The organism is Cupriavidus necator (assembly GCF_040578825.1).
Classification (GTDB): domain Bacteria; phylum Pseudomonadota; class Gammaproteobacteria; order Burkholderiales; family Burkholderiaceae; genus Cupriavidus; species Cupriavidus necator_E.
Window position 1 is genome coordinate 21,707 of the sequence record NZ_JBEFLI010000056.1, and the last position, 26,603, is coordinate 48,309.

23 protein-coding genes and 1 pseudogene are annotated in these 26,603 nt (G+C 68.9%); 12 read left to right on the top strand and 12 right to left on the bottom strand.

Features of this window, described 5'->3' with window-relative positions:
* The first annotated feature begins 108 nt into the window (after window positions 1–108).
* Together AB1I47_RS23975 and AB1I47_RS23980 are read left to right on the top strand one after the other, a co-directional pair.
* Entirely contained in the window at window positions 109–783 is a 675-nt protein-coding gene (locus tag AB1I47_RS23975; protein WP_354686210.1) for a Smr/MutS family protein, read from the top strand.
* Window positions 784–811: 28 nt separating this feature from the next.
* A complete protein-coding gene (locus AB1I47_RS23980; protein WP_354686211.1) occupies window positions 812–1,453 on the top strand; it encodes a trimeric intracellular cation channel family protein in 642 nt (213 codons plus the stop codon).
* Window positions 1,454–1,517: 64 nt separating this feature from the next.
* Here AB1I47_RS23980 and glnK read toward each other — a convergent pair whose 3' ends face one another.
* Window positions 1,518–1,856, bottom strand: coding sequence for a P-II family nitrogen regulator (gene glnK / locus AB1I47_RS23985; protein ID WP_006162803.1), 339 nt, complete (start codon window positions 1,854–1,856; stop codon window positions 1,518–1,520).
* A gap of 233 nt (window positions 1,857–2,089) precedes the next feature.
* Window positions 2,090–2,296 carry a helix-turn-helix domain-containing protein gene (locus tag AB1I47_RS23990; protein ID WP_354686212.1) on the bottom strand — a complete coding sequence of 69 codons (207 nt, stop codon included), beginning with the start codon at window positions 2,294–2,296 and terminating at the stop codon, window positions 2,090–2,092.
* A 197-nt stretch (window positions 2,297–2,493) separates the two neighbouring features.
* Here AB1I47_RS23990 and AB1I47_RS23995 point away from each other — a divergent pair.
* Window positions 2,494–2,679, top strand: a pseudogene (locus AB1I47_RS23995) (DMT family transporter); the annotation flags it as partial.
* 126 nt (window positions 2,680–2,805) lie between these two features.
* Here the strand turns inward: AB1I47_RS23995 and AB1I47_RS24000 are convergent.
* Window positions 2,806–4,854 (bottom strand): NAD(+) synthase, encoded by a 2,049-nt coding sequence (locus AB1I47_RS24000; protein WP_354686213.1) that lies wholly within the window; start codon window positions 4,852–4,854, stop codon window positions 2,806–2,808.
* A 252-nt stretch (window positions 4,855–5,106) separates the two neighbouring features.
* On the opposite strand from AB1I47_RS24000, the gene AB1I47_RS24005 reads away from it, so the two are divergent.
* Window positions 5,107–6,345 (top strand): GNAT family N-acetyltransferase, encoded by a 1,239-nt coding sequence (locus AB1I47_RS24005; RefSeq protein WP_354686214.1) that lies wholly within the window; start codon window positions 5,107–5,109, stop codon window positions 6,343–6,345.
* Window positions 6,346–6,373: 28 nt separating this feature from the next.
* Here AB1I47_RS24005 and AB1I47_RS24010 read toward each other — a convergent pair whose 3' ends face one another.
* A complete protein-coding gene (locus AB1I47_RS24010; protein WP_354686215.1) occupies window positions 6,374–6,946 on the bottom strand; it encodes a cytochrome b in 573 nt (190 codons plus the stop codon).
* A gap of 125 nt (window positions 6,947–7,071) precedes the next feature.
* Window positions 7,072–7,599 carry an inorganic diphosphatase gene (ppa, locus tag AB1I47_RS24015; RefSeq protein WP_354686216.1) on the bottom strand — a complete coding sequence of 176 codons (528 nt, stop codon included), beginning with the start codon at window positions 7,597–7,599 and terminating at the stop codon, window positions 7,072–7,074.
* Between the two features lie 206 nt (window positions 7,600–7,805).
* Between ppa and AB1I47_RS24020 the strand changes: the two genes are divergently transcribed.
* From AB1I47_RS24020 to AB1I47_RS24040, 5 genes are all read left to right on the top strand, one after another.
* Window positions 7,806–9,242: an aldehyde dehydrogenase family protein gene (locus AB1I47_RS24020; protein ID WP_354686217.1), complete on the top strand. Its 1,437-nt coding sequence runs from the start codon at window positions 7,806–7,808 to the stop codon at window positions 9,240–9,242.
* On the top strand, window positions 9,235–9,477 hold the full coding sequence (locus AB1I47_RS24025) for a hypothetical protein (RefSeq protein ID WP_354686218.1): 243 nt from the start codon (window positions 9,235–9,237) through the stop codon (window positions 9,475–9,477). Before AB1I47_RS24020 ends, AB1I47_RS24025 begins: the two co-directional genes overlap by 8 nt.
* Window positions 9,478–9,621: 144 nt before the next feature.
* The gene (locus tag AB1I47_RS24030) at window positions 9,622–10,380 is read left to right on the top strand and encodes an SDR family oxidoreductase (protein WP_354686219.1); all 759 of its coding nucleotides are present in this window, start codon (window positions 9,622–9,624) and stop codon (window positions 10,378–10,380) included.
* 71 nt (window positions 10,381–10,451) lie between these two features.
* Window positions 10,452–11,759: an MFS transporter gene (locus AB1I47_RS24035; protein ID WP_354686220.1), complete on the top strand. Its 1,308-nt coding sequence runs from the start codon at window positions 10,452–10,454 to the stop codon at window positions 11,757–11,759.
* Between the two features lie 202 nt (window positions 11,760–11,961).
* A complete protein-coding gene (locus AB1I47_RS24040; RefSeq protein ID WP_354686221.1) occupies window positions 11,962–12,768 on the top strand; it encodes a hypothetical protein in 807 nt (268 codons plus the stop codon).
* A gap of 296 nt (window positions 12,769–13,064) precedes the next feature.
* Here AB1I47_RS24040 and AB1I47_RS24045 read toward each other — a convergent pair whose 3' ends face one another.
* The 7 genes from AB1I47_RS24045 to AB1I47_RS24075 all read right to left on the bottom strand — a co-directional run bounded on the left by AB1I47_RS24045 (window position 13,065) and on the right by AB1I47_RS24075 (window position 23,538).
* Window positions 13,065–19,019: an Hpt domain-containing protein gene (locus AB1I47_RS24045; RefSeq protein ID WP_354686222.1), complete on the bottom strand. Its 5,955-nt coding sequence runs from the start codon at window positions 19,017–19,019 to the stop codon at window positions 13,065–13,067.
* Complete coding sequence (locus AB1I47_RS24050) at window positions 19,010–19,138, bottom strand: hypothetical protein (protein ID WP_354686223.1); 129 nt, start codon at window positions 19,136–19,138, stop codon at window positions 19,010–19,012. The genes AB1I47_RS24045 and AB1I47_RS24050 overlap by 10 nt, the downstream gene beginning before the upstream one ends.
* Window positions 19,139–19,146: 8 nt before the next feature.
* Window positions 19,147–21,360 carry a methyl-accepting chemotaxis protein gene (locus AB1I47_RS24055; protein ID WP_354686224.1) on the bottom strand — a complete coding sequence of 738 codons (2,214 nt, stop codon included), beginning with the start codon at window positions 21,358–21,360 and terminating at the stop codon, window positions 19,147–19,149.
* Window positions 21,361–21,502: 142 nt separating this feature from the next.
* Window positions 21,503–22,063 (bottom strand): chemotaxis protein CheW, encoded by a 561-nt coding sequence (locus tag AB1I47_RS24060; RefSeq protein ID WP_354686225.1) that lies wholly within the window; start codon window positions 22,061–22,063, stop codon window positions 21,503–21,505.
* A 62-nt stretch (window positions 22,064–22,125) separates the two neighbouring features.
* Window positions 22,126–22,497 (bottom strand): response regulator, encoded by a 372-nt coding sequence (locus AB1I47_RS24065; protein ID WP_354686226.1) that lies wholly within the window; start codon window positions 22,495–22,497, stop codon window positions 22,126–22,128.
* 20 nt (window positions 22,498–22,517) lie between these two features.
* Window positions 22,518–23,021, bottom strand: coding sequence for a response regulator (locus AB1I47_RS24070; RefSeq protein WP_354686227.1), 504 nt, complete (start codon window positions 23,019–23,021; stop codon window positions 22,518–22,520).
* A gap of 346 nt (window positions 23,022–23,367) precedes the next feature.
* Window positions 23,368–23,538 (bottom strand): rubredoxin, encoded by a 171-nt coding sequence (locus AB1I47_RS24075; protein WP_010813017.1) that lies wholly within the window; start codon window positions 23,536–23,538, stop codon window positions 23,368–23,370.
* Between the two features lie 238 nt (window positions 23,539–23,776).
* On the opposite strand from AB1I47_RS24075, the gene hemL reads away from it, so the two are divergent.
* The 3 genes from hemL to AB1I47_RS24090 all read left to right on the top strand — a co-directional run.
* Window positions 23,777–25,069: a glutamate-1-semialdehyde 2,1-aminomutase gene (gene hemL / locus AB1I47_RS24080; RefSeq protein ID WP_354686228.1), complete on the top strand. Its 1,293-nt coding sequence runs from the start codon at window positions 23,777–23,779 to the stop codon at window positions 25,067–25,069.
* Between the two features lie 99 nt (window positions 25,070–25,168).
* The gene (locus tag AB1I47_RS24085; RefSeq protein ID WP_354686229.1) at window positions 25,169–25,795 is read left to right on the top strand and encodes a LemA family protein; all 627 of its coding nucleotides are present in this window, start codon (window positions 25,169–25,171) and stop codon (window positions 25,793–25,795) included.
* Window positions 25,796–25,806: 11 nt separating this feature from the next.
* On the top strand, window positions 25,807–26,603 hold a 797-nt coding region (locus AB1I47_RS24090), incomplete at its 3' end, for a TPM domain-containing protein (protein ID WP_407935900.1).

Sequence of the window (26,603 nt, forward strand, 5' to 3'; positions counted from 1 at the left end):
CGGCCGGGCCGCCACGGCCCGCCGGCGCGTCCTCTCCCGCAACACCTCTCCCCCGGCTCCCCTCGCTCCCCGCTCGATATAATCCCGCCGAGCCTCCGGAGATTTTCAATGACGCACGGCGCCCGCAAACCCGACCGACCGCCCCAACGCCTCGGCCTGAATGACCTGGCCAGGCTGCGCGACACCCTCAAGGCCGACACCGAGCGCCGCGAAGCCGAGCGCCTGGCCGCCGAACAGGCGGCCCAGCGCGCCCGTGAGGAAGCCGACGTGTTCCGTTCCAGCGTGGGCCAGGTCAGCCAGCTACGCGACCGCAACCGCGCCCACGCGCCCGCCAGCAAGCCCGCGCCGGTGCCGGTGCAGTCGCGCCGCAACGACCAGGCGGTGCTGGAGGCATCCCTGTCCGACGAATTCGATGTCGAAAGCCTGCTGGAAACCGACGAGACCCTGTCGTTCCGCCGGCCGGGCATCGGCATGGACGTGATCCGCAAGCTGCGCCGCGGCGAATGGGTGCCGCAGGACAAGGTCGACCTGCACGGGCTGCGCAGCGACGAGGCGCGCGAGGCGCTAGCCGAGTTCCTGCGCCGCTCGGTGCGCAACGGCGTGCGCTGCGTGCGCGTGATCCACGGCAAGGGCCTGGGCTCGCCCGACAAGCTGCCGGTGCTCAAGGGCAAGGTGCGCAGCTGGCTGGTGCAGAAGGAAGAAGTGCTCGCCTTCGTGCAGGCCCGCGAGGCCGAGGGCGGCGCCGGCGCGCTGATGGTGCTGCTGCGCCAGCCGCGCACCTGATCCCCGTCACTGGCGCACCCCGCACCGGATGCATCTTCCCCTCGAATTGCTGATGGGGCGGCTGCCCCTGATCCTCCACATCATGGAGGTGATCGGCGTGCTCGCCTTCGCGGTGTCGGGCGTGGTCGATGCGCGCAAGCAGCGCCTGGACGTGGTCGGGACCTTCGTGGTGGCCTTTGCCACCGCCTTTGGCGGCGGCACCCTGCGCGACGTGCTGCTGGACCGGCGCCCGTTCTACTGGGTCGAGCACGAAGGCTATGTGTTGCTGATCTTCGCGATGTCGTTCGGCGCGCCGCTGGTGCTGCGCGTGGTCAGCCGGGTGGCGTCGGAGCGCACCCTGATTGCGGCCGATGCGATCGGGCTGGGCTTGTTCTCGGTGACCGGCGCATCGCTGGCGCTGGTCGCGCAGATGTCGCCTACCGTCGCCGTGATGATGGGGATCATCTCCGCCGTCTTCGGCGGCGTGGTGCGCGACGTGCTGTGCAATGAAGTGCCGATGATCCTGCGCGACCGCTCGCCCTACGCCACCTGCTCGTTTATCGGCTGCTGGCTCTACCTTGGCCTGACCTGGCTGGAGGTGCGGCAGGAGGCGGCGCTGCTGGCGGGGGCGCTGGCGATTATCGCCATGCGGCTGGTGTCGGTGCGCTACGACTGGAAGCTGCCGAGCTGAGGGATGTGCGCGCCAACAAAAACGCCGCCATGGATGGCGGCGTTTTTGTTGGCAGGCGCGCGGCTCAGACCGCGGCTTCGTCCTGCTCGCCGGTGCGGATGCGGATCACGCGCTCGATCTCGGTGACGAAGATCTTGCCGTCACCGATCTTGCCGGTATGGGCGGCCTTGACGATGGCGTCCAGCACGGTGTCGAGCTGGTTCTCGGCCACCACCACCTCGATCTTGATCTTGGGCAGGAAGTCGACGACGTACTCGGCGCCGCGATAGAGCTCGGTATGCCCTTTCTGGCGGCCAAATCCCTTCACCTCGGTCACCGTCAGCCCGGTCACGCCGACGTCTGCCAGCGCTTCACGCACCTCGTCGAGCTTGAACGGTTTGATGATGGCGGTAATCTGCTTCATGACTGGCCCCTGTTTATCGTTTGTTCACACGCCTGGCGGCGCTCTCCGGCCTGCATTTTACCAGTCATTGTCCACTCACATTCCCCGCAACCCCTCGCCGGGCGCGGTCGCAGCGTGCGACGGCACGCATGGCCGGGCTGGTGCCATGCCGGACGCACCTGTGGACAACCCTGTGGAAATCGCCCCGGAAAACCTGTGCAAACGCTGTGCACAGGCTGTGTACAGCACTTTGTTCAGGCCGCGCTGCGAAAGCGCCGGCGGTAGTCCGCCGGCGACACCCCCAGCCGGCGCAGGAACGCGCGGCGCAAGTTGTTCGGACCGCTGAAACCGGTCAGCGCCGCCACGCGCTTGAGCGGGTGGCGCGAGCCTTCCAGCAGCCGGCGCGCCGCATCGATGCGAGCCCCCTCGACGAATTCCGCGCCGCGGGCGTCACCTGGCACTCCTGCTTGAAGATACGCGAGAAATTGCGCGTGCTCATGCCCGCCTGCGTCGCCAGCGCCTCCACCGACAGGCTGCCGGCGAGGTTCTCGACCACCCAGCCCTGCACCTCGCGGATAGCGTTGCGCTCTGCCGACTGCGCCGCCAGGAGGCATTGGCCGGATACCGCAAGTCTAGGCAGTTCCGGCCAGGGTGCCAGGTAGCGCTGCGCGTGCTGCCGGTGGGCACGGCGTACGCGGTGTGGACTGGCATCGGTGCCGCGGGCACCGCGATGCTGGGGATGCTTTTGCTGGGCGAGCCGGTGTCGCTGGCGCGCGTGGGTTGCATCGGGCTGATCCTGAGTGGCGTGGTCGGGCTCAAGCTGGTGTTGGGGCCGGCAGGCTGAAATCCCCAAGAAAAATGGCCCGCAAATGCGGGCCACACTGCTGACAGATTTCGCACGCTGCCGGTTTGTTTCCCTCTCCCGCAAGCGGGAGAGGGAGCATCCAGGCGATGATTCAAGCGATTGCAATCAGTCCGGCACCCTCTCCAGATCCGCCAGCCAGATCGCCGACTCCGAATCACTAGGCGCGCGCCAATCCCCCCGCGGCGACAACGACCCGCCCGACCCTACCTTGGGCGCGTTCGGCACGCACGAGCGCTTGAACTGGCTGGTGCGGAAGAAGCGGTCGAGGAAGATCGCCAGGTTGCGCTTGATCTCCGGCAGCCCGTACTGGTTGCGTGTGACCTCCGGCCCGTAGGGCCACCTGCCGCGTTCGCGGTCGCCCCACGCGTGCTGCGCCAGGAAGGCGATCTTCGACGGCGTGAAGCCGAAGCGCAGCGTGTAGTAGAGGTTGAAGTCCTGCAGTTCGTACGGACCGATGGTGCTTTCGGTCTTCTGCTCGGGGCCGTGGTTGGTATCGCCCGGCACCAGCTCGGGGCTGATATCGGTATCGAGCACCGCCAGCAGCACGTCCGACCCGCCCTCGCCGATCTGCCCCGTCTCCGCGACCCAGCGCACCAGGTGCGAGATCAGCGTCTTGGGCACGCTGGCGTTGACGTTGTAGTGCGACATGTGGTCGCCCACGCCATAGGTGCACCAGCCCAGCGCCAGCTCGCTCAGGTCGCCGGTGCCGATCACGATGGCGTGGTTAAAGTTGGCGAGCCGGAACAGGTGGTTGGTGCGCTCGCCCGCCTGCACGTTCTCGAAGGTCACGTCATAGACCTTCTCGCCCGCGGCATAGGGGTGGCCCAGGTCCTTCAGCATCGCCATGCAGCTCGGGCGGATATCGATCTCGGTGGCGGTGCAGCCCACTACCTCCATCAGCTGGCGCGCCTGCTGAAGCGTGCGGCCGCTGGTGGCGAAGCCGGGCATGGTGTAGGCCAGGATATTGGCGCGCGGCAGGCCCAGCCGGTCCATCGCCTTGGCGCACACCAGCAGCGCGTGCGTGGAGTCGAGCCCGCCGGACACGCCAATCACCACCTTGCTGATCTTGCTGGCCGACAGCCGCTGCACCAGCGCCTGCACCTGGATGTTGTAGACCTCCATGCAGCGCTCGTCGCGCTGGCGCGGATCGGCCGGCACGTAAGGGAAGCGCGCCACGTCGCGCGACAGCGGCAGGGTCTTGTCGCGCGGCAGGTCGAGCGCGAAGCTGATAACGCGAAAGCGCGCGGCCTCTTGCTGGTGCCGGCGCACCGAATGGCCGAAGGTCACCTGGTGCATGCGCTCGCGCGACAGACGTTCCACATCGACATCGGCCAGCAGCAGGTGCGAGTCGTCGGAGAAGCGCTCGGACTCGGCCAGCAGCTCGCCGTTCTCGCAGATCAATGCCTGGCCGTCCCAGGCCAGGTCGGTCGACGATTCGCCCTTGCCGGCGGACGTGTACAGGTAGGCCGCCAGGCAACGCGCCGACTGTTGCGATACGAGCTGGTGCCGGTAGCCGGATTTGCCGATCACGATATTCGAGGCCGACAGGTTGACCAGCACCGTGGCGCCGGCCAGCGCGGCGAACGACGACGGCGGGACCGGCACCCACACGTCCTCGCAGATCTCGACGTGGAAGCGCAAGCTCGGCAGCCCTTCGATATCGAACAGCAGCGCGGCGCCGAACGGCACGTCCTGGCCCAGCAACCGCACGCTGTCGACGGTGGCGCAGTCGGCGGCGCTGAACTGCCGCCCTTCATAGAATTCCCAGTAGTTTGGCAGGAAGGACTTGGGCACCACGCCCTGCACGCGCCCACCGGCCACCACCACGGCGCAGTTGAAGAGCTGGTGCTGCACGCGCAGCGGCATGCCCACCACCATCGCCAGCGGCAGCTTGCGCGAGGCTTCGACGATGGTGCCCAGCGCCGTTTCGCAGGCATCGAGCAACGTGCGCTGGTGGAACAGGTCGTCGCAGGTGTAGGCCGACAGGCCCAGCTCGGGGAAGGCGGCGAGGACCGCGCCCTGCTGCGCGGCCTGCGTGGCCAGCGACAGCGTTTCGCGCGCGTTGAAGACCGGATCGGCAACGCGGCAGACCGGCACGCCGACCGCCACGCGCGCAAAACCGTGGGAATAGAGGTTGAAGAAGGATGGCTTCATGGTCGGGGCCCTGGGGTGCGGCACCGGCGCGGGTACGCCCGGGTGCGGTGCAACAGGAGATTCAGCGGGAAATTCAGCAGGCAGTTGTGGCGTGACGCATACTCGCCATTCTACGTCGCCAATCCCCGCGCTGCCGCCGCCGCATTGCGCAGCGCCTGTGAGCCGTTTCCGGTAGACTCGACCGGGCCGGCCGCCGCCCTGCGCTGCCGGGCCCCGCTACCCCCCGTCACCCACGCTCACGGACCCTTGCCAATGCAGTCGGATTCCGGCAATACCGCGGCCGCAGACAGCCAGAACACCAGCCAACCGGACACCCCGGGCTATCGCACGCAGATCGTTTCCGACCTGGCCGAGATCGACCCGGCCGCCTGGGATGCGCTGCTGTCGCGCCAGCCCGAAGCCACGCCCTTCCTGCGCCACGCGTTCCTGCATGCGCTGCATGCCAGCGGCAGCGCCTGCGCCGAAACCGGCTGGCATCCGCGCTACCTGACACTATGGGCGGGCAAACGGCTGGCCGCGGCGATGCCGCTCTATGCCAAGGCGCATTCGTATGGCGAGTATGTGTTCGACTGGGCCTGGGCCGATGCCTATGCGCGCCATGACATCGAGTACTACCCCAAGTGGCTGTCCGCGATCCCGTTCACGCCGGTGCGCGGCGCGCGGCTGCTGGCGGAAGACGAACCGTCGCGCCGGCTGCTGCTGCAGATGGCGCTGGCGCTGGCCGCGGAAAGCAAGATGTCGTCGCTGCATATCCTGTTTCCCGACGATGCCGAGGCTGACCTGATGCAGCAGGCCGGCATGCTGATGCGGCACGGGGTGCAGTTCCACTGGACCAATGGCGGAGACGGCGCGGGTGCCGACAGCCCGCGCTATGCCAGCTTTGAGGACTTCCTCGCGACGCTGTCGCAGAAGAAGCGCAAGAATATCCGCGCCGAGCGCCGCCAGGTGGCACAGGCCGGCATCACCTTCCGCCACCTGCGCGGTGCCGGGATCGATGACGAGGCCTGGCGCTTCTTCAACCGCTGCTATCGCCAGACCTACCGCGAGCACCACTCCACGCCCTACCTGAACCTGGATTTCTTCCGGCGCATCGGCGCGGCAATGCCGCAGCACCTGCTGCTGGTGGTGGCCGAGCGCGACGGCCAGCGGATCGCATCATCGCTGCTGGTGTACGACGATGCGCCGCAGGTCAGCACGCTGTACGGCCGCTACTGGGGCGCGCTGGAATACCACCCGTGCCTGCATTTCGAGACGGCGTATTACCAGCCGCTGGAGTTCTGCATCGCCCACGGCATCCGCACCTTCGAGGGCGGCGCGCAGGGCGAGCACAAGATGGCGCGCGGCTTCCTGCCGGTGGCGACGCGTTCGGCGCACTGGCTGGCGCATCCGGATTTTGCCGATGCGGTCGAGCGCTTCCTGGTGCGCGAGCGCCAGGGCATCGACGCCTACCTGGACGAGCTGGGCGATCGCAATCCGTTCGCGCGTGGCTGATCGGCGCGAAGGTAAGAGGGATCGAAGCTCAGCGCCACATCCGCCGCAGCGTGTTGTCACCCAGCATGTAGTGGTGAAACAGCGCCGCCATCGCATGCAGTCCGATCACCAGGTAGAACGCGGTACCCAACGTCTCGTGGATTGCCTTGACGGTGTCCTTCAGCGCCGGATCGGCCGCCACCAGCGCCGGAATCTCGATGCCGAATTGCGGCAGCGCCAGCAGGTGTCCGCCGGCATTGATCGCCAGCAGCCCCAGCAGCGGCTGCGCCAGGATAAACAGGTACAGCACCCAGTGCATGGCCTCGCCGGCAAGCTGCATCAGGCGCCGGCCGGGCTCCGGCGCGGGCGCGCCGCGCACCAGCCGCCATAGCAGCCGCGGCACCGCCAGTCCCAGCACCAGCACCCCGGCCCACTCGTGCACCGCCATCGCCAGCGCGCGCGGCGGCGTGCCCCTGGCGAAGTTGCCCTTCAGCTCGACCGCGGCATACGCCATCGCAATCAGCACGAACACTGTCCAGTGGAAGAACACCGCCAGCCGGCCATAGCGGCGCGACGGCGGCAACACGTCGGGCAGCGACCGGAGCTCGGAGGTGTGGGTCATGTGGGCTCTCCTATCGATCAACACCGGCCGAGCGTAGCGCAGGCCACTCGCCACGGTGTAACCACCGTCAAGCGACGGCCAACAAAAAACCCCGCCGCAGCGGGGTTGTTCAGACGGGGTTCCGCTTACTTCGTGTAGTTCGCCACGCCGTCCGTGATTTCCTGGTGGGCTTCCTCGATGCCGGCCCAGCCCTCGACCTTGACCCACTTGCCGGCTTCCAGTGCCTTGTAGTTCTCAAAGAAGTGCTTGATCTGATCCAGCGTGTTCTGCGGCACGTCCGACAGGCCCTTCATGTACGCAGTGGCCGGCGACAGCTTGTCCAGCGGCACGGCGACCAGCTTGGCGTCGACGCCCGACTCGTCGGTCATCTTCAGCATGCCGAGTGCACGGCAGCGCACCACGGCGCCGGCCAGGATCGGGAACGGCGACAGCACCAGCACGTCCACCGGGTCGCCATCGCCCGACAGCGTCTGCGGGATATAGCCGTAGTTGGCCGGATAGCGCATGCCGGTACCGATAAAGCGGTCCACGAACAGCAGGCCGGTTTCCTTGTCGGCCTCGTACTTCACCGGATCGCTCTGGGCCGAGATCTCGATGATGACGTTGAAATCGTTGGGGATGTCCTTGCCTGGGGATACGAGGTTGAAGCTCATGCGGTTCTCCAGATGCCTGCACTGTGTTGTTGGATGGCGGGCATTATAGCGGCTCATGCCTGACCGGAGGCTGACAGCCTGCACCGCCACACTGCATTGCAGGCCGCCCGGCGTGGGCGATAATGGCGCATTCTTCAGCCGTCACTGAATAGCGCAGCGCCCCGTGCTGCCCTCTAGCCCCCTCTAGCTGCCTCGGAGCCCTACCCATGCATGCCCAGCACTTCGTCGCCAACCGCCTGATCGCGCCGGACAACGGCCTGCGCATCAAGGTTTTCGATCCGTCCAATGGCGAGCCGTTCGCCGAGATCGCGCGCGGCAACGCCACCGATATCAACGTCGCCGTTCACGCGGCGCGGCACGCCGCCGAAGGCGCCTGGGGCCAGATGGCGCCGGCCGCGCGCGTGCGGCTGCTTAACCGCGTCGCGGTGGCGCTGATCGCCCATGAAGAGGAACTGGCCGCGCTCGAGGCCCGTGACACCGGCAAGCCGCTGCGCCAGGCCCGTGCCGACGCCCGCGCCGTGGCACGCTACTTCGAGTTCTACGCCGGCGCGGTCGACAAGCTGCACGGCCAGACCATCCCCTACAACCCCGGCTACACCGTGCTGACCGTGCGCGAGCCGCACGGCGTGACCGGCCACATCATCCCGTGGAACTACCCGCTGCAGATCTTCGGGCGCAGCGTGGGCGCGGCACTGGCCACCGGCAATGCCTGCGTGGTCAAGCCGGCCGAGGACGCCTGCCTGTCGCTGCTGCGCGTCGCCGAGCTGGCCGCCGAAGCCGGCCTGCCCGAAGGCGCGCTCAATATCATCACCGGCTATGGCCATGAAGCCGGCGCCGCGCTGGCGCGCCACCCGGGCATCAACCATATTTCGTTCACCGGTTCGCCGCAGACCGGCAAGCAGGTGTCGCAGCTCGCCGCCGAAAACCATGTGCCGGTCACGCTGGAGCTGGGCGGCAAGTCGCCGCAGATCGTCTTTGCCGATGCCGACATCGACGCGCTGGTGCCGGTGGTGGTCAACGGCATCGTGCAGAACGCCGGCCAGACCTGCTCGGCCGGCAGCCGCCTGCTGGTGGAGCGGCCTGTCTACGACGCGCTGCTCGACCGGCTGGCGTCGGTGTTCGAGTCGCTGCGCGTAGGCCCGTCCGAACTCGACCTGGAATGCGGGCCGCTGATCAGCCGCAAGCAGCAGCAGCGCGTGTGGGACTTCGTGTCCGATGCGCAGCATGCCGGCGTCGCGGTGATGGCGCAGGGCCAGATCGTGGCCGAGGCGCCCGAGTCAGGCTATTACCAGGTGCCGATGCTGTTCCGTGACGTGCCGCCGTCGCACCGGCTGGCGCAGGAGGAAGTGTTCGGTCCGCTGCTGGCGGCGATGCCGTTCGACACCGAGGCCGAGGCCATCGCGCTGGCCAACGGCACGCCCTACGGACTGGTCGCCGGCGTCTGGACGCGCGACGGCGGCCGCCAGCTACGCCTGGCGCACAAGCTGCGCGCGGGCCAGGTCTTTATCAACAACTACGGTGCCGGCGGCGGCGTGGAGCTGCCCTTCGGCGGCACCGGCCAGTCCGGCTATGGCCGCGAGAAGGGTTTCGAGGCCCTGTACGGATTCACCACACTGAAAACCATCGCCATTCAACATGGGTAAGATCAATTTCCTGTCCGTCGCCTTTGCCATTTTCTTTTTCTGGATGGCATGGCATGTCCGGAACAAGCGCGCCACCAATCCCTCGGGCATGCCGCGGCTGCAGGTGTTCAAGCGCAAGTGGGGCGATGTAGTCGGCGATCGCGTGCATTGGTGCCTGTATGTCGCGCTGCCGTTTTTGCTGGCGTTGATGATGGTGGCGAATGCACTGCGGGGGCGGGGGCCGTTTTCGCAGTGATTCATGCGGGCGGCGGGTGACTGACGGCGCGTGAACGGGTCTGCCGCCGCTGGCGTACGGTCCCCTCTCCCGCCAGCGGGAGAGGGAGCAAACAAGCAGGCGATGAGATCGTCGTAGAACAACCACAACCCAAGGAGACAACCAATGAGACTGGCCAACAAGATTGCCATCGTCACCGGCGGCGGTTCCGGCTTCGGCGAAGGCATCGCCCACACCTTCGCGCGCGAAGGCGCCAGCGTGCTGGTGGCAGACCTGCGCGAAGACGCCGCCGAACGCGTCGCCGCGGCGATCCGCGATGCCGGCGGCCAGGCGCGCGCGGTGCGGGCCGACGTCTCGCGCGGCGATGACATGGAGGCCATGCGCGAGGCCGCGCTGGCCGCCTTCGGCGATGTGCATATCGTCGTCAACAACGCCGGCACCACCCATCGCAACAAGCCCATCCTGGAAGTCACCGAGGACGAGTTCGACCGCGTCTACGCCGTCAACGTCAAGAGCCTCTACTGGTCGGCGCGCGCGTTTATCCCGCACTTCCGCCAGCGCGGTGGCGGCGTGTTCGTCAATATCGCCTCCACCGCCGGCATCCGGCCGCGTCCCGGTCTGGTCTGGTACAACGGCAGCAAGGGCGCGGTGATCACGGCCAGCAAGGCAATGGCGGCCGAACTCGGCAAGGACAATATCCGCGTCAACTGCGTCAACCCCGTGATCGGCGCGACCGCGCTGCTCGAAGAATTCATGGGCATGCCTGACACGCCCGAGAACCGCGCGAAATTCCTCGCCACCATCCCGATGGGCCGCATGTCCACGCCGCAGGACGTGGCCAACGCCTGCCTGTACCTGGCATCGGACGAAGCGGCCTTTATCACCGGCACCTGCATCGAAGTGGACGGCGGGCGCTGCGTGTAAGGCGCGCCCCTTTTTTGTTGTAAGCCAGCGGTACCGCGTCGCAGAAGCGCAAAACATCCTCAGGAGACAGCATGACAACGACCGCAGTAAACCCCGGCGTCAGCGACGCCGCGTTTGAAGACGCCACCTACCGCAAGGTGAGCTGGCGCCTGGTGCCCTTCCTCTTGCTGTGCTACGTGGTGGCCTACCTGGACCGCGTCAACGTGGGCTTCGCCAAGCTGCAGATGCTCAACGACCTGCAGTTCAGCGAGACGGTCTACGGCCTCGGCGCGGGCATCTTCTTTATCGGCTACTTCCTGTTCGAAGTGCCCAGCAACGTGATCCTGCACAAGGTCGGCGCGCGGGTCTGGATCGCGCGCATCATGATCACCTGGGGCGCGATCTCGGCGGCGATGATGTTCGTCACCACGCCGACCATGTTCTACGTGCTGCGCTTCCTGCTCGGCATCGCCGAAGCCGGCTTCTTCCCCGGCATCATCCTGTACCTGACCTACTGGTACCCGGCCAACCGGCGCGGGCGCACCACCACCTTTTTCATGACCGCGATCGCGCTGTCGGGCGTGATCGGCGGGCCGCTGTCGGGCTGGGTGATGCAGGCGTTTGACGGCCACAACGGCTGGGCCGGCTGGCAGTGGATGTTCCTGCTCGAAGGGTTGCCGTCGATCCTGGTGGGGCTGTGGGTGCTGGCCTATCTCGACGACCGCATCGGGCACGCCAAGTGGCTGAGCGCCGAAGAAAAGGCGCTGCTCGAGCGCAATATCGCCAACGAAAACGCGCACAAGGAGGACCCGCCGATCCGCACCGTGATGTCGAGCCCGCGCGTATGGCTGATGAGCGCGATCTACTTCTGTTTCGTGATGGGCCTGTATGGCGTCAGCTTCTGGCTGCCGACCATCATCAGGCAGACGGGCGTCAAGAGCGCGCTCGATATCGGCCTGCTGACCGCGATCCCTTATGGCTGCGCGGTGGCCGGCATGGTGCTGGTGGCCTATAGCGCCGACCGCAGCGGCGAGCGCCGCTGGCATATCGCGATCCCCGCGCTGCTCGGGTCGCTGGGGCTGCTGCTGACGGTGCACTGGCACAACGACACCATGCTGGCGATGGTGGCGCTGACGCTGGCGACGATCGGTATCCTGACCACGCTGCCGCTGTTCTGGAGCCTTCCCACCGCGTTCCTGGCGGGCACCGGCGCGGCCGCTGGCATCGCGCTGATCAATTCGCTGGGCAACCTCGCCGGCTTCCTGAGCCCCTATGCGGTGGGATGGCTGAAGGACCTGACGCGCAGCACCGATTCCGGCATGTACCTGCTGGCGGCATGCCTGGTAGTGGGTGCGGCACTGACGTTGTCGGTGCCGGCGCGAGTGGTGAGCCGCAAGTAGGCGGCCGGTCTTTCACCGGGCACATGGCAAGTCTCTCGCGCGCCGCTTGCACGTCACAAAGCGTGGTCCGCTGACGCGGATGTAGGACCAAGCCGGGCAGTGTCGCCCATCCTTGCGCCCTAGCATGGAAAGGAGACACCCGGAGTGATCCCGACGGGGTCCTCCGGGGCATCTGATTCCGAAGCTTGCCAAGGAGGCCACGATGCCGCAACGTCCCCCGTTTGCCCCTACCCGATCGCTGGAGCGCGTCGAAGCGCGGCTGGCGCGGCGCACGCGCGTGAAGCGCCTGGTGATCGCACTCAGTGCCGGCATATTGGCGCTGCTCGCCTTCGTGCCTGCCGCCAGCCATGCGCAGGCACCCGTGGTGGAAGCCACGCCTACGCCTGTGCCGGCCACCCCGGCTACAACCGTTCCGCCCACACCGGGCGCTACCGTACCACCGACCCCGGGTGCGACCGTAGTACCGACGCCGGGTGCGACCATGCCGCCCCCTACTGCGCAACCCCAGCCCGCACCGGGCATAACCGCACCGGGCACCGTGGCGCCGCCGACCACCCCACCGCCCACGGCCTCACCGTTGCCGGCACCGGGCGGCACGCCGCCCACCGTACCGGCGCCTCCGCCGACCGCGTCACCGTCGCCGCCAAGCCCGCCGCTGACCGTGCCGCCGCCTCCTCCGCCGCGTGACGCGATGGTGCAGCGCACGGCCGGGCCGGTGACCTATATTTGCGGCGGTGTCGCCGAGGACGAACAGGTCGCGCTGCAATCGCAGGCGCGCAACTACAACATGAGCCTGCTGTTCACGCAGGGCGCACGTGGCGAGTATCTGTCCGATGTCGACGTCAAGCTGATGCGCGGCAGCAAGGAAGTCGCCAGCTTTGTCGCCGACGGCCCGCGCTGCCTGGTGAAGGCGCCGCAGGGCACGTATAGCGTGCGCGCGACCTACCAGGGCCGGACCAAGACGGCCACGGTGAGCACCAACAGCAAGAATGCGCAGATGCGCTGGTAACGCGTTTGGAATGGCGCGTCGATAAGGCCGCCAGTGGAGGAGGAGGAAGGCGCGGCATCGGAGGATGTCGCGCCTTTTGTATTGGAGGCGGCAGCAAAAACCACGTGCCTCCGCCTTGCGCATTGTGTGCTCCCTCTCCCGCTTGCGGGAGAGGGCTGGGGTGAGGGCCGGGCGTGTCGACGAAGTCATGCCTGTCGGTATGCCAGCGCCTGCCCTCTCCCCCGGCCACTTTCCCGCAAGCGGGAGAGGGGAGCAAACATGCTGCGGCCGAGGCGCTCGCGATGACATAAAGCCAATCACGCCGACGGCGCATCCCCCAACATCTGCGCCACCGACCCCGCCGTCCCCACCGCCCGCTCGCCGATCAGCCGATGCAACGTGCCCAGCAGCTCATCCTCGTTATAAGGCTTGCCCAGGTACACATTGACGCCGATCTCCTCCGCATACCGGCGATGCTTGTCCGCCGTGCGCGAGGTGATCATCACCAGCGGCATATGCGCGGTGCGCGAGTCGGAACGGACGTTGCGGGTCAGGTCGAAGCCGTCCATGTTCGGCATCTCGATATCGACCAGCATCGCATCCGGCATCACGTCCTGCAGTTGCTTGAGCGCATCGACGCCGTCGCGCGCCAGCACCACCTGGTAGCCGGCACGGCTCAGCAGGCGCTGGGTGGCCTTGCGCACGGTCAGCGAGTCGTCCACCACCATCACGGTCGGCTGCATGGCGAGGCCGCGCACCGGCTCGGTGGAGCCGTCGCGGGCCAGCTCCGCTACCGCGCCGAGCTGCGCGGGCGGCTGCTCTGGCGCAGCCAGCATGGACTGGGGCGCCGGCTGGCCGCGTTCGCGCACGAAGCGCTGCGCCAGCACCACCGGGTTGTAGATCAGCACGATCTCGCCATCGCCCAGCGTGGTCGCGCCGGCGATGCCTTCGAGCCGCGCCAGGTGCGGGCCGATGTGCTTGACCACCACTTCGCGGTTGCCCACCACGTCGTCCACATGCACCGCCACGCGTTCCGCGCCGCTGCGCACCACCACCACCGGCGAATACTTGCGCCCCGCTGTCAGGGCATTGCCTTCGTCCAGCAGCGCGCCGAAGTAGAAGAACGGGACCTCGACGCCAGCCACCGACAGGCGGCCGGCGTTATAAGCCTCCAGCAGCGCCTGACCGCGCAGTTGCTGCACCTGGTCGATCATGCCGCTGGGCACCGCATAGAGCCGCGCCCCCAGCGAGATCACCAGCACCTGCGTGATCGCGGTGGTCAGCGGCAGGTGCACGGTGAACGTGGTGCCCTGCCCGGCCTTCGACTCCAGCGTGATGCGCCCGCCCAGCGCCACGGTCTCGGCGCGCACCACGTCCATGCCGACGCCGCGGCCGGCGAGTTCCGACACCCCGTCGGCCGTGGAAAAGCCCGGCGTGAAGATCATTTCCGTCAGGCGCGCTTCGCTGGCGTCGTCGTCGGCCGCCAGCAGGCGCCGCTCGACCGCGCGATGGCGGATGCGCGCGAGGTCCAGCCCGCCGCCATCGTCGACGAAATGCAGCACCACCTCGTTGCCTTCCTGCTGCACCTCCAGCGTCAGCGCGCCGGTAACCGGCTTGCCCGCGGCGCGGCGGCGCTCGGCCGATTCGATGCCGTGCACCACCGCGTTGCGGATCAGGTGTTCGATCGGGCCCGCCATGCGGTCCAGCACCGAGCGGTCGATTTCCACCGTGCCGCCCTTGATCAGCAGCCGCACTTCCTTGCCGGTCTCGGCCGCGGCCTGGCGCGCCACACGGTAGAGCCGCTCGGCCAGCGCGTCGAACTGCACCATGCGCGCCTGCATCAGGCCGCGCTGCAGCCCGCGCGTGAGCCGCGCCTGCGCGGCCAGGTCGCCGGCGGCGCGGTCGAAGCCGCGCTGCAGGTTCTGCTCGACGGTGGCCACGTCATTGACCGACTCGGCCATCATCCGCGTCAGTTCCTGGAAGCGGGTGAAGCGGTCGAATTCAAGCGGATCGAATTCCTGCTTGTGCTGCGCATCCGCGATGCGCGAGGCCATCTGCGACTCGGCCTGGATCTCGATCTCGCGCAACTGGCCGCGCAGGCGCGCGACGTTGTCGTTCAGTTCGCCCAGGTAAGTGCGCATTGCTTCCAGCTCGCTGTCGAGCCGCGCACGCGTGGCGCCGACTTCGCCGGCCTCGTTGATCAGCGTGTCGAGCGCGCGCGCCTGCACCCGCACCAGCGCGCGCTGGGGTTCGGCGGGAGCCAGCGCCGTTGTCGGCAGCGAGACCATCACGTCGGCCGGTCCCGGCACGGCGGGCAGGTTGGCGGCGGGGGCGGCGCTGTCGGCTGCGGATGCGCCGGTGGATTCGCCCACGGACTCGGCTTGCACCGCGGCAGCGTCAGGCCCGGCGTCCTGCTGCGCCTCGGCCAGCCCGTTGACCACGTCGGGATCGTCCGCCGGCAGCAGGCGGCCCGCCTGCAATGCCTCGACATGCGCCAGGATGCAGTCATACCAGGCATAGAGCCGTTCGAACAGCTTCCGCCCCACCCCCTGCGCGCGCAGGCTGGCGTCAAGCAGCGTTTCCATCTCGTGCGCGGCCTGCCCCAGCGCCATCGCGCCGGCCATGCGCGCACTGCCCTTGAGCGTATGCAGCGCGCGCAGCACCAGGCCGCCGTGGCTGGCTTCTTCGGGGGCGGCCTCCCACGTGCGCACCAGCTTGCCAAGCTCGGGCAGCGTGCCCTGCGCCTCTTCCAGGAAAATCTGCACCAGTACCGGATCGGGCGCGCCTTCGTCCTGCGCCGGCGCGGCGCTTGCGCGCGGCGAGGTGCGCAGCGCGAGCACCACGGCGTCGGGCGCAGCGGACGGTGCCGGTGCGGCGAGCGGCTGTGGCGCCGGTTGCTCAGGTTCTTCCTGCCGTACCGGAGCCTGGCCAAACAACTGCGCCACCGGGCCATCGGGCTCGGCCACCGCCGGCGGCACCGGCAGCGCGACGCGCGGGCGCAGCTGCGCGCGCTGACCGAACTCCACCAGGCCGCGGCGCAGCCCGGCATCGGCTTCCGGCCACACGCCCGCGGCAAACTGGTGCAGCATGCCGCGCAGCCGCTCGACCGCCTGCTCCAGCAAGCGGAAGTCGCCCGGATGCATCGCCACCGGGTGGGCGCCGAGCTGCAACAGCAGCCCCTCCAGCGCCTCGGCGATCTCGCGTACCGGCTCCAGCCCCACGGTCGATGCGCTGCCTTGCAGCGTATGCGCGACGCGCAGCGCCAGCTCGCTCGGGCACGGATGCCCTTCGTGGCGCCATTCGGACAGGTCGGTGGCGAACTGGCGCAGCAGGCCGTCGGCCTCCTGCAGGTAGACGTTGTACAGCGCCAGGCCGATGCGCACCGGCCCGATCACCTTGTAGTGGTCGTCGTCGTTCGACAGCGCGCCGGACAGGCGGAACGGGATCACGTTGTCGTCGCCGACCTCAAGGCCCGGCACGGCAGGCGCCGTATCGACTGCAGCATCCTGCGCAGGCGCCTCGGCAAGAGGCTCCGCAGCTTCCACCGGTACCGCCGGGTCCACCGGTTCCGCCAGTTCCGCCAGTTCCGATTCAGACAAGCCCAGCCCCGTATCTTCAGCCTGCGGCTCCGCCGGATCGCGCACCGCCGCGGCAGCGGCCACCAGCGGTGCGATGTCATGCCACGTGCCCGCATCGCGATGGAGCTGCGCGACCCACGCCGACAGCTCGGCATGCGCGCGTCGCAGCAGCGACAGCAGCGCCGGCACCGGCTCGCGCGCTTCGGCGATCCACAGGTTCATCACCTGCTCCACCGCCCACGCGGCTTCGCCATAGCGATGCAGGCCGACCATGCGGCTCGACCCCTTGAGCGTATGGAAGGCGCGGCGCAGGCGGCTGAGCGTATCGGCTTCGCGCAGCGCGTCGAGGCCCGAGCCGAGGTCGCCGGCAATGCCGCCCAGCACTTCGTCGGCCTCGTTCAGGAAGATGTCGAGCAGCTCGGCATCGATGGCCGCGCTGTCGCCGGCGGCGGGCATGGCTGGCGTAGCCGCGCCTGCCGGTGCGGGCGCCGGCTCCGGCAATGTGGCCGCAAGCGCCACCACCAGCCGCGCGCCGGCGTCGTCGCTGCCGGCCAGCCAGGCATTGAACTGCGTGGTTGCGTCGGCGGCCTGGCGGCGCAGTGCGGCGTCGTCATCGATGGCGGCCTGGTCGGCCAGCGCGTGCAGCGCGGCACGCAAGCGCTGTACCGGCGGCGCATCGGGCATGGCGCCGGCGCGCAGGGCGTCGTCGGCTGCGGCGCGTGCGGCTGCGAGCGGATGCTGCGGTGCCTGCGCCTCATCGATATCGCCGGCTTCCGCCAGCGCATCGGCGCGGCGTGAGCGGCCGAATTCCAGCGCATCGGCAAAGGCATGGACCACGCCGAGTTCGGCCGCCACCGCACCCAGCAGCGCGGCGCGCGCGCCGGCGTCGGTGAGATCGCCCGGGTCGGCCACACGCGCATTGACGGCCTGCACCGCCGCGGCGGCCTGTGCGGCATCGCCAGCCAGCGCTTCGGGCAGCGCCACGGAATCTTGCAGTTGCGCCAGCGTGGCGCCGAGCGCGGCGAAGGCCTGGCGCGCATCGCGCAGGTGCCCTGCGCCATCGGCACGCGCGGCATTGCGGTCGTAGCTGTCGAGCCAGGATTCGCCACTGTCGAGCTGCGCGCGCAACTGCGCCACGGCCTCGGCGCGCAGCGCCTGCGCGCGCGCGTCGTCGACCATGCGCGCGAGCCACGCCGGCGCGCTCGCGGCGGGGTCGGCCAGGCAATCGGCCAGCGCCTCGCACTGCGCGGCAAAGCGTGCCGCGGCAGGATGCGCGGACTGGCCGTGCGCGCGCCACGGCAATGCCAGCGCGCGCGACAGGAACAGCGCGATGCCGGCGGCGCCGAGCGCCTCGCCGCGCGCGCGTTCCCATCCCTGGGTAGCGGCCTGCGCCAGGCAGCGCTGCAAGGCGGGCTGCGCCAGCGGCTGCGCGGCCTCGGCCAGCGCGGCCAGCGCGAGCTCCCAGCCCGCGTGGTCGCCGGCGGCGGCGCGCTCGAGGCCCGCTGCGGCCTGCTGCAGGTTGCGCGTATCGATCGGATCGAGCCAGCCGTAGTAGCGACCGCGGAAATCGGCATGGGCGACGGCGTGCGCGGCATCAAGGCGGAAGGACGCCAGCGTGCGCGCGATATCGGCACGCAACGCGGCCACGTCCGCGTCGTCGGCGCGGCTGTCCGCCAGGCCGGTGCAGACCAGCAGGAACACGGCATCGTTCAGCAGCGCCTGCGGCACGCGCACATGCCCCTGCTGGTACTGGCGCAGCAGCAGGTTGGCGCGGCCGGCAAAGCGCTTGGCCAGCAGGTCGGACGGCAGCAGGCCGTGGGCCAGCGCGCGGAACACCAGCCCCAGCACATGCCAGACGTCGCGCAGGGGATCGTCGGCGGCGCGGCGCGCTTCCTGCTCGTTGGCGCGCACCTCGGCCAGCGCCGCGTGCAGCGGCAGCCAGGCCTCGCGCAGCAGCGCGGCGTCGGGGCATGCCGCGGACAGGCGCAGCGCCTTGAGCAGCGCCGCTTCGAAGTGCTGGCGCGCACGCGTGACCGCGGTCGGGGTCCGGGCCGGCAGCAGCATGCCGGGCAGCATCTGCAGTTCGTCCAGCCACAGGTCGGCCGGATGCACGCGGTCCTCGCGCAGCAGCCCGAGCACGCCCGCGTAGGGCTGGAACAGCCGCAGCGGCGCTTCGTCGTCGCCGGCCATCAGGTCGTCGACATATTCGGCCAGCGCCTGTACGCCGGCGCGAAACACCGCCAGCGCTTCCGGGCCGGGGGCGACCGTGCCCGCGTCGATGGCTTCCAGCAGCCGGCGCAGCGCCTGGGCATAGGGATCGGTGCCGCGCAGGCCGACGATATGCACCGCGCCGGCGGCCTGGTGCAGGTGCTGGCCCGCCAGCCGCAGCGAGGTGGTATCGCGCGCGCCCAGCGCCTCGGGCGCCTGGCGTACCTCGTCGACATAGTGGCCGAATTCGGTGGCGGCGTCTTCCAGCGCGCTGCGCAGGCTGGGGGCCAGCCAGGCGAGGCCGGACAGGTCGCGGCCGGCGCCGGTGTCGGGCATGGCATCGTGCATGATGTCGGGCGCGGCATCAGCCGGCGCAGCCGCAGCGGGCGGATGCGGCGCCGGCTCCGGTTGCGGCGATGGCGCGCCATGGGATTCTGCCGATGCGCCTTCGGCGGCATCGCGCGGGACAGGGAAATTCAGGGACATGACGGCTTCCATTGCAGCGCCTGGACGGCGGCCGCCTGCGGCTCGCCGCGGCGGGCCGCGGGCTCGTTGATGGCGTGGGGCACGGTGCCGCCGTGCGCGGAAGCGGTCGCAGGCGTCATCCGGCCACTCAGGCGATCTTGAATCGCGATACGGAGTTGCGCAGCTCCTCGGTCAGCAGCGTGAGCTGGCGCACCGACTGCGCGGTCTGGCGCGTGCCGCTGGTGGTCTGCTCGGTGACCTGCAGGATGCGCTCGATATGGCGGGCCACGGTGGTCGCCAGGTCGGCCTCATGCGAGGTCGATTGCGAAATCTGCTCGATCAGCTCGGCAAGCTGGCGCGACACGCGCCCGATCTCCACCAGCGCCGCGCCGGCGTTGTCCGACAGCCGCGCGCCTTCCACCACGCCCTGCGTGCTGCGCTCCATGGCATGCACGGCGTCCTGGGTGTCGGTCTGGATGGTGCGGATCAGCGCGCCGATCTGCTTGGTGGCCTCGCCGGAGCGTTCGGCCAGCCGCTGCACTTCCTCGGCCACCACCGAGAAGCCGCGCCCGGCTTCACCGGCCGACGCCGCCTGGATGGCGGCGTTCAGTGCCAGCACGTTGGTCTGCTCGGTAATGTCAGAGATCAGCTCGACGATTTCACCGATCTCCTGCGACGACTCGCCCAGCCGCTTGATCCGCTTGGAGGTTTCCTGGATCTGCTCGCGGATGTCGTTCATGCCGGTGATGGCGTTCTGCACCGCATGCTGGCCCTGCTCGGCGGCGGCCAGCGAGGCGCGCGCCACGTTGGCCGACTCGGCCGCGCCGCGCGACACCTGCGTGATGCGGTCGGCCATCTCCACTACCGATTCGCCGGTCTGGCGGATCTGGCGCGACTGCTCCTCGGTGGTCGACACCAGTTGGGTCGAGGTCGACTGCACCTGGCCCGAGGCCTGCGTCACCTCGCCGGCGGTCTGCTGCACCCGGCCGACCAGCTCGCGCAGTTCTTCCACGGTGTAGTTGACCGAGTCGGCGATGGCGCCGGTGATGTCCTCGGTCACGGTGGCCTGGCGCGTCAGGTCGCCGTCAGCGATGTCCTGCAGCTCGTTCATCAGCTGCAGAATGGCCTTCTGGGTGTTGTCGTTATTGCGCTTTTCCTCCAGACGACGGGATTCGGCCTCGCGTTCGCGCGCCTCCGCCTCCAGTGCCCGCATGCGCGAATCGCGCAGGTACAGCGCCGCCAGGCCAACCAGGCACAGCAGCGTCAGCAGCGCCGACACCACGGTCGCGCCCAGCGTCACCGGGCGGAAGCGCGCCGAATCGGCATAGGCGCGCTGCAGCGCGGACAGTTCGGCGCGCAGCGCCTCGTTGTCGTTGAAGATCTGCTGCTGCGCGCGTTTGGCGGCGATCAGGCCGGGCAGGTTCTGCAGGATGGTCTGCGTGGTCTTCTGCACCGCCTCGAAGCGCTGCGAAAGCTGCTGCAGGTAGCCGCGCGTCTCTTCGTCGGCGGCCGCGGACAAGCGCAGCGCCTCGCTGCCGTTGAGCAGGCCGTCGAGCGTCTCGCGGAAGGTGTTGGTGTCCTTGCCCAGCAGGAACGCGGTCTCGGGGTTGACGCCTTCGCCGGCCAGGAACTCGTTCAGGTTCTTGCCCAGGCGCTGCGTCAGCATCACCAGCTGCGCGGACGCGGCCACCTCGCGCGCATTGGCGCCGGACTGCAGCTTGATCGCGGCCACCTGCTCGGCGGATTCCAGCAGTTCAGGGTTGGACGCGTTGAAGATCTGCAGCGTCTGGCCCACGGTGGTCAGCACCGCCTGCTGCGCCAGCACGTCGGCGGCGCTCTTCTCGGAGCGCTTCCACGACTGCATCGCGGTTTCCAGCAGCGGCGCGGCCGCGCCGGTGGTGGCGCGCACGCGCTTCGCGTCGCTGCCTTCCTGCAGCGCCTTCAGGTCGCCCGCCAGCGCATCCCTGGACTGGCGCAGCTGCGTGAACGCCTGGCCATTGCCCAGCAGCGCCACCGGCACCGCCTTGCCCAGGCGCTGCGAGTGCATCAGCATGTCGCCGGCGATCTCGATCTGCGCCGCGGCGTTGTTGGCGATGCGGTTATCCAGGTACACCGAGCCCAGCAGCGCCACCAGCGACACCACCACGCCCACCGTCAGCACACGCTGCTGGGAGGAGAACGGCATGCGTCCGAGCCAGGCCGTGACATGCTCCACGGGCGTGGCACCCAGCCCCAAGGCGGCGCCGGGCGGCGCGGGTGCAGGCGCCGGGCCGGCATAGGGCATGCCCGGCTCCGTCACCAGGCCGGCGGCCGCGTCGGCTGCCGGCGTGCGCCGGCCCAGGCTGAATTTCTTGAAACCCATGGCACCCTCTTCCGTTGATTCGTTGTCGTGCCCGGCGGCTCGTGCCGGGTGCGGCAGGCGGTGGCCTGCGCGTCGTTATTTATCGTTATTGATCGCTATTGATCGTTATTGATCGTTATTGATCGTTATGGGTCCCGCGGCGTCAGCCCGCGCCCCGTCCAGCCTGCAGGAAGGCCGGCGCGTCCAGCAGCGCGCGCACGTTCAGCACCTGCCAGTCGCGCCCGTCGCGGTCGGCAAAGCGTTGTCCCTCCCAGTCCGGTGCCGCGCCCGACGGCGGCGGCGCGTCGACATGCGGCAGGCTCAGGTCGGCGGCATGGCGCAAACCCGCCACGCGCGTGGCCAGGATGGCGCAGGCGCGCTCCACCTGGCGCGACAGCACCACGATCTTGCTGCCCGGCTGCACCGGCGTGGGCGGCCCGCCGCAGAACAGGCTGAAGTCGATCACGCCCAGCAGGCTGCCGCGCGCATTGACCAGGCCGCTGTACCACGGCTGCGTCAGCGGCACGCGGCTGGGCGGGCGCATGTCGAGCACCTCGCCGGTATCGGCCAGCGGCAGCAGCCAGTTGCGCGGGCCCACTTGCAGCGCCAGGTAGCTGTCGGCCGCGGGCAGGCTGCGCGCCTCGCGCAGGCGCCGGGCCAGCATGGCCTGGTAGTCCTGCAGGCGGGTCTGGCGGGCGCGGAGGTCTTGGCGTGGCGCGTTCATCTGGCGGTCCCCGGAACGAATCGAAGCGAATGGCAGTGGCAACTGCGGCCTGCGCCGTCAGCTCAGTGCGACAGCGCGGCGATCTTGTTGAGCAGCTCGTCGCCGTCCACGGGCTTGACGATGTAGTCGGACGCGCCCTGGCGCATGCCCCAGATGCGGTCGGTGTCCAGGCCCTTGCTGGTGCACATGATCACGGGGATGTCCTTGAAGCGCTCGTCGCGCTTGATCGCGCGCGTGGCCTGGTAGCCGTTCTGGCCGGGCATCACCACGTCCATGAGGATCAGGTCGAAGTTCTCGGCCTCCAGGCGCGCGAAGGCCTGGTCGCTGTTGCCGGCGACCGAGACCTTGAAGCCGCGCTTGCCGAGCAAATCGGACATGAACAGGGCTTCGGTCGGGGAATCGTCGACGATCAGGATCTTGTTGATGGCAGTCATGAGGTTTTCCTTCAATGCATTCAGGCCGGCAGCACGTCGCCCGCGGCCTGGCATGGCAGGCAGCCCTGCACAGCTTGCAGCAAGGCTTCACGGGTAAACGGCTTGGCGAGGTGGTCGTGCGCGCCGACCAGGCGGCCGCGCGAGCGGTCGAACACGCCGTCGCGCGAGGACAGCATGATCACGGGGATGGCGTGGAACCGGGCGCTCTTCTTGATCAGGGAGCAGGTCTGGTAGCCGTCGAGGCGGGGCATCAGGATGTCGCAGAAGACCAGGTCCGGGCGCAGCTCGCTAATCTTGGCGAGCGCCTCGAAACCGTCCTCGGCCAGCGTCACCTGGTATCCCGCCTGCGACAGGAAGATCTCCGCCGTGCGGCGGATGGTGCTGGAATCGTCGATGACCAGGACCTTGCGGCGCGGTGGCGCCGTGCCTGCCGTCATCGAACCGTCTGAGATGGAAACGCCAGGCGTCGCGTGGACGCCGGCGGCATTGACCCGCTGGTTTTCTTCTGTTTGAGCGACCCGCATTGTTGTTCCCGCGACCGGCGGCCCCAGGCGGAGTGCCGGCTATCACTTGAGAACACCCGTGCGGAGCAACGCGACCCATGCGCGCCCCGACGGACCCCCGAAAAATTTTCGTTTCCCATCAAGGCCGGGCCCTTGCCCGGCAGTGGCGGTGCGTGGAACCCGCACCTGCCTGCCGTCCCTCCCCACCAAAGGCGGATAGACGGCCAGTCATTTTGCAACAGAGTGTGACAAGACGCCGGGGGGCCGTCAATCCGGTCTGGCGGCCCCCTGCCGGCGTTCTGTCGCATTGGCGCGACGCGCGCGGCCAGTCTGCGGGCTTTCTATGAAGCCCTGATGGCGTGCAGCCTCAGATGGCAACCATTTCAAAATCTTCTTTGCGCGCGCCGCATTCCGGACAAGTCCAGTTGATGGGCACGTCTTCCCACCGGGTCCCCGGGGCGATGCCGTCTTCCGGCGCGCCTGCGGCTTCGTCGTAGATCCAGCCGCAGATCAGGCACATCCAAGTCTTGTATTCCATAACAGGCTCTGGCCACTCTCCATTAAAATCCAGCGCAGATGGTACCGAAACCGTGACGCCGACGCCAGCCGGCGACCGCCAGAATCGTGCCAGTTCCGCCGTGTTCGCGCCTGTTGGCGCCGTGTTAGCTACCGATTGACAGCCACTACAGCGACATTCCGCTAATTTTGGCGCATGTCAACGCAGGACGCCGGCCCGCCGGACACGATCCCGCAGTTCCTGACCCCACCTCAACGCCATGTCCCGTAATCAGCAGCTCTTTGACCGCGCCCAGCAGACCATTCCCGGCGGCGTCAACTCCCCCGTGCGCGCCTTCCGCTCGGTAGGCGGCACGCCGCGCTTTATCACGCGCGCCGAGGGAGCCTATATGTGGGACGCCGACGGCCAGCGCTATATCGACTACATCGGCTCGTGGGGCCCGATGATCGTCGGCCACGCCCACCCGGACGTGGTGCGCGCGGTCCAGGAAACCGCCGCGCAAAGCTTCTCGTTCGGCGCCCCCACCGAGGCCGAGATCGTGATGGCCGAGGAAATCTGCAAGCTGGTGCCGTCGATCGAGCAGGTGCGCCTGGTCTCCTCCGGCACCGAGGCCACCATGAGCGCGCTGCGGCTGGCGCGCGGCTTTACCGGCCGCGACCTGATCATCAAGTTCGAAGGCTGCTACCACGGCCATGCCGACAGCCTGCTGGTCAAGGCCGGCTCCGGCCTGCTGACCTTTGCCGATACCACCCAGAACGCGCCCTCCTCGGCCGGCGTGCCGGCCGACGTGACGCGCCACACCATGGTGCTGGAGTACAACAACGTCGAGCAGCTCGAGCAGGCCTTTGCCCGGCATGCCGGCGAGATCGCCGCGGTGATCGTCGAGCCGGTGGCCGGCAACATGAACCTGGTGCGCGCCACCGACGCCTTCCTCAAGGCCATGCGCGAGCTGTGCACGCGCGACGGCGCCGTGCTGATCTTCGACGAGGTGATGACCGGCTTCCGCGTGGCACTGGGCGGCGCGCAGGCGCACTACGGCATCCGGCCGGACCTGACCTGCCTGGGCAAGGTGATCGGCGGCGGCATGCCGGCGGCGGCCTTCGGCGGCCGGCGCGACATCATGGCCAAACTGGCGCCGCTGGGCGGGGTCTACCAGGCCGGCACGCTGTCGGGCAACCCGCTGGCGGTGGCCGCTGGCCTGACCACGCTGAAGCTGATCCAGGCGCCCGGCTTCCACGACCGCCTCGCGGCGCAGACGCGCAAGCTGGCCGACGGCCTGGCCGAGGCAGCCAGCGCCGCCGGTGTGCCGTTTGCGGCGGATTCGGTCGGCGGCATGTTCGGCATCTATTTCCGCGATGGCGTGCCGGGCAGCTTCGCCGAAGTGACGCAGAGCGACACCGCGCGCTTTAACCGTTTCTTCCACGCCATGCTGGACCAGGGCGTCTACCTGGCGCCGTCGGCGTTCGAGGCCGGCTTTGTCTCGGCGCAGCACGACGACGCCATCCTGGCCGCCACGCTCGACGCCGCGCGCAAGGCCTTCGCGGCGGGCTGATCCGCGTCAGCCTGGCGGCGCCCCGGTGCGCCGCCAGCCACATGGGCGGTGCGCTACACTTGGGATTCATGAATATCCTCCAACCCGCGGAGTTTCCCGATGCGCGCTTCCCTGTCGGCTTCCTTGTCCAACCGTTCACCGGTATCCGTGCTGCGCTGGCTGCTGCTCGCAGCGATGGCCAGCCTGCTGTCGGCATGCGGCTATAACGACTTCCAGACCAAGGACGAGGCGGTCAAGGCGGCCTGGAGCGAAGTCATCAACCAGTACCAGCGCCGCGCCGACCTGATCCCCAACCTGGTCAACACCGTCAAGGGCTACGCCTCGCACGAGCGCGAAACCCTTGAAGCGGTGACCAAGGCCCGCGCCGCCGCCACCAGCATCCAGGTCTCGCCCGAGACCCTGAACGATCCGGAAGCGTTCAAGCGCTTCCAGCAGGCGCAGGGCGAGCTGTCCGGCGCGCTGTCGCGCCTGCTGGCCGTGTCCGAGAACTACCCGCAGCTCAAGGCCGACGCCTCGTTCCGCGACCTGCAGTCGCAGCTCGAAGGCACCGAGAACCGCATCACCGTGGCGCGCCAGCGCTATATCGCCGCGGTGCAGGACTTCAACATCCTGGCGCGCAGCTTCCCGACCAACCTGACGGCGATGATCTTCAAGTATCCGGTCAAGCCGTCGTTCACCGTGGATAACGAGAAGGCCATCTCCACGCCGCCCGCGGTCAAGTTCTGAGGCGGATACGGATGGGCCCAACCCTGCGATCGCGCATGGGGCCGCTCTGGCCGCGCTCGCCGCGCTGCCTGGCCGTTGCCCTGCTGTGGCTGGCGGCGGTCTGCTGCGTCCCCGCGCTGGCGGCCGACGGCTTCGTCGCGGTGCCGCCGCTGACGCAGCGCGTCACCGACCTGACCGGCACGCTGACGCCGCAGCAGCGCGGCGCGCTGGAGAACGTGCTGGCGGAATACGAGCGGCAGCGCGGCAGCCAGATCTTCGTGCTGATGCTGCCCACCACCGACCCCGAGCCCATCGATGCCTACAGCATCCGCGTGGCCGACGCCTGGCGCGCCGGTCGCAAGGGCATCGACGACGGCGTGATCGTGCTGATCGCCAAGGACAACCCGCCCGGGCTGCGCAAGATGCGGCTGGAGGTCGGGCGCGGCGTGCAGGGATCGCTGACCGATGCCATGTCCAAGCGCATCCTGCAAGATGTGATGGCGCCGCATTTCCGCCAGAACGATTTCTACGGCGGGCTGGCGGCGGGCATCTCGGCGATCCAGGCCACCATCGACAAGGAAGGCCTGCCCGGGCCGCAGGCGCGCAAGGTAAAGCAGGCCTCCGCGCTGGGCGAGTGGCTGCCGGCGCTGCTGCCGCTGGCGATCATCGTGTTCTTCTTCCTCAGCGCCATGCTGCGCCGGCGCGGCCCGCAGATCGTCACCACCCGGCGCGGCCGCGACGTGATCGCCGGCGGCCTGGGCGGGCTCGGCGGCTATGGCATGGGGCAGGACTGGGGCCGCCGCGGTGGCTGGGGCGGCGGCTGGGGTGG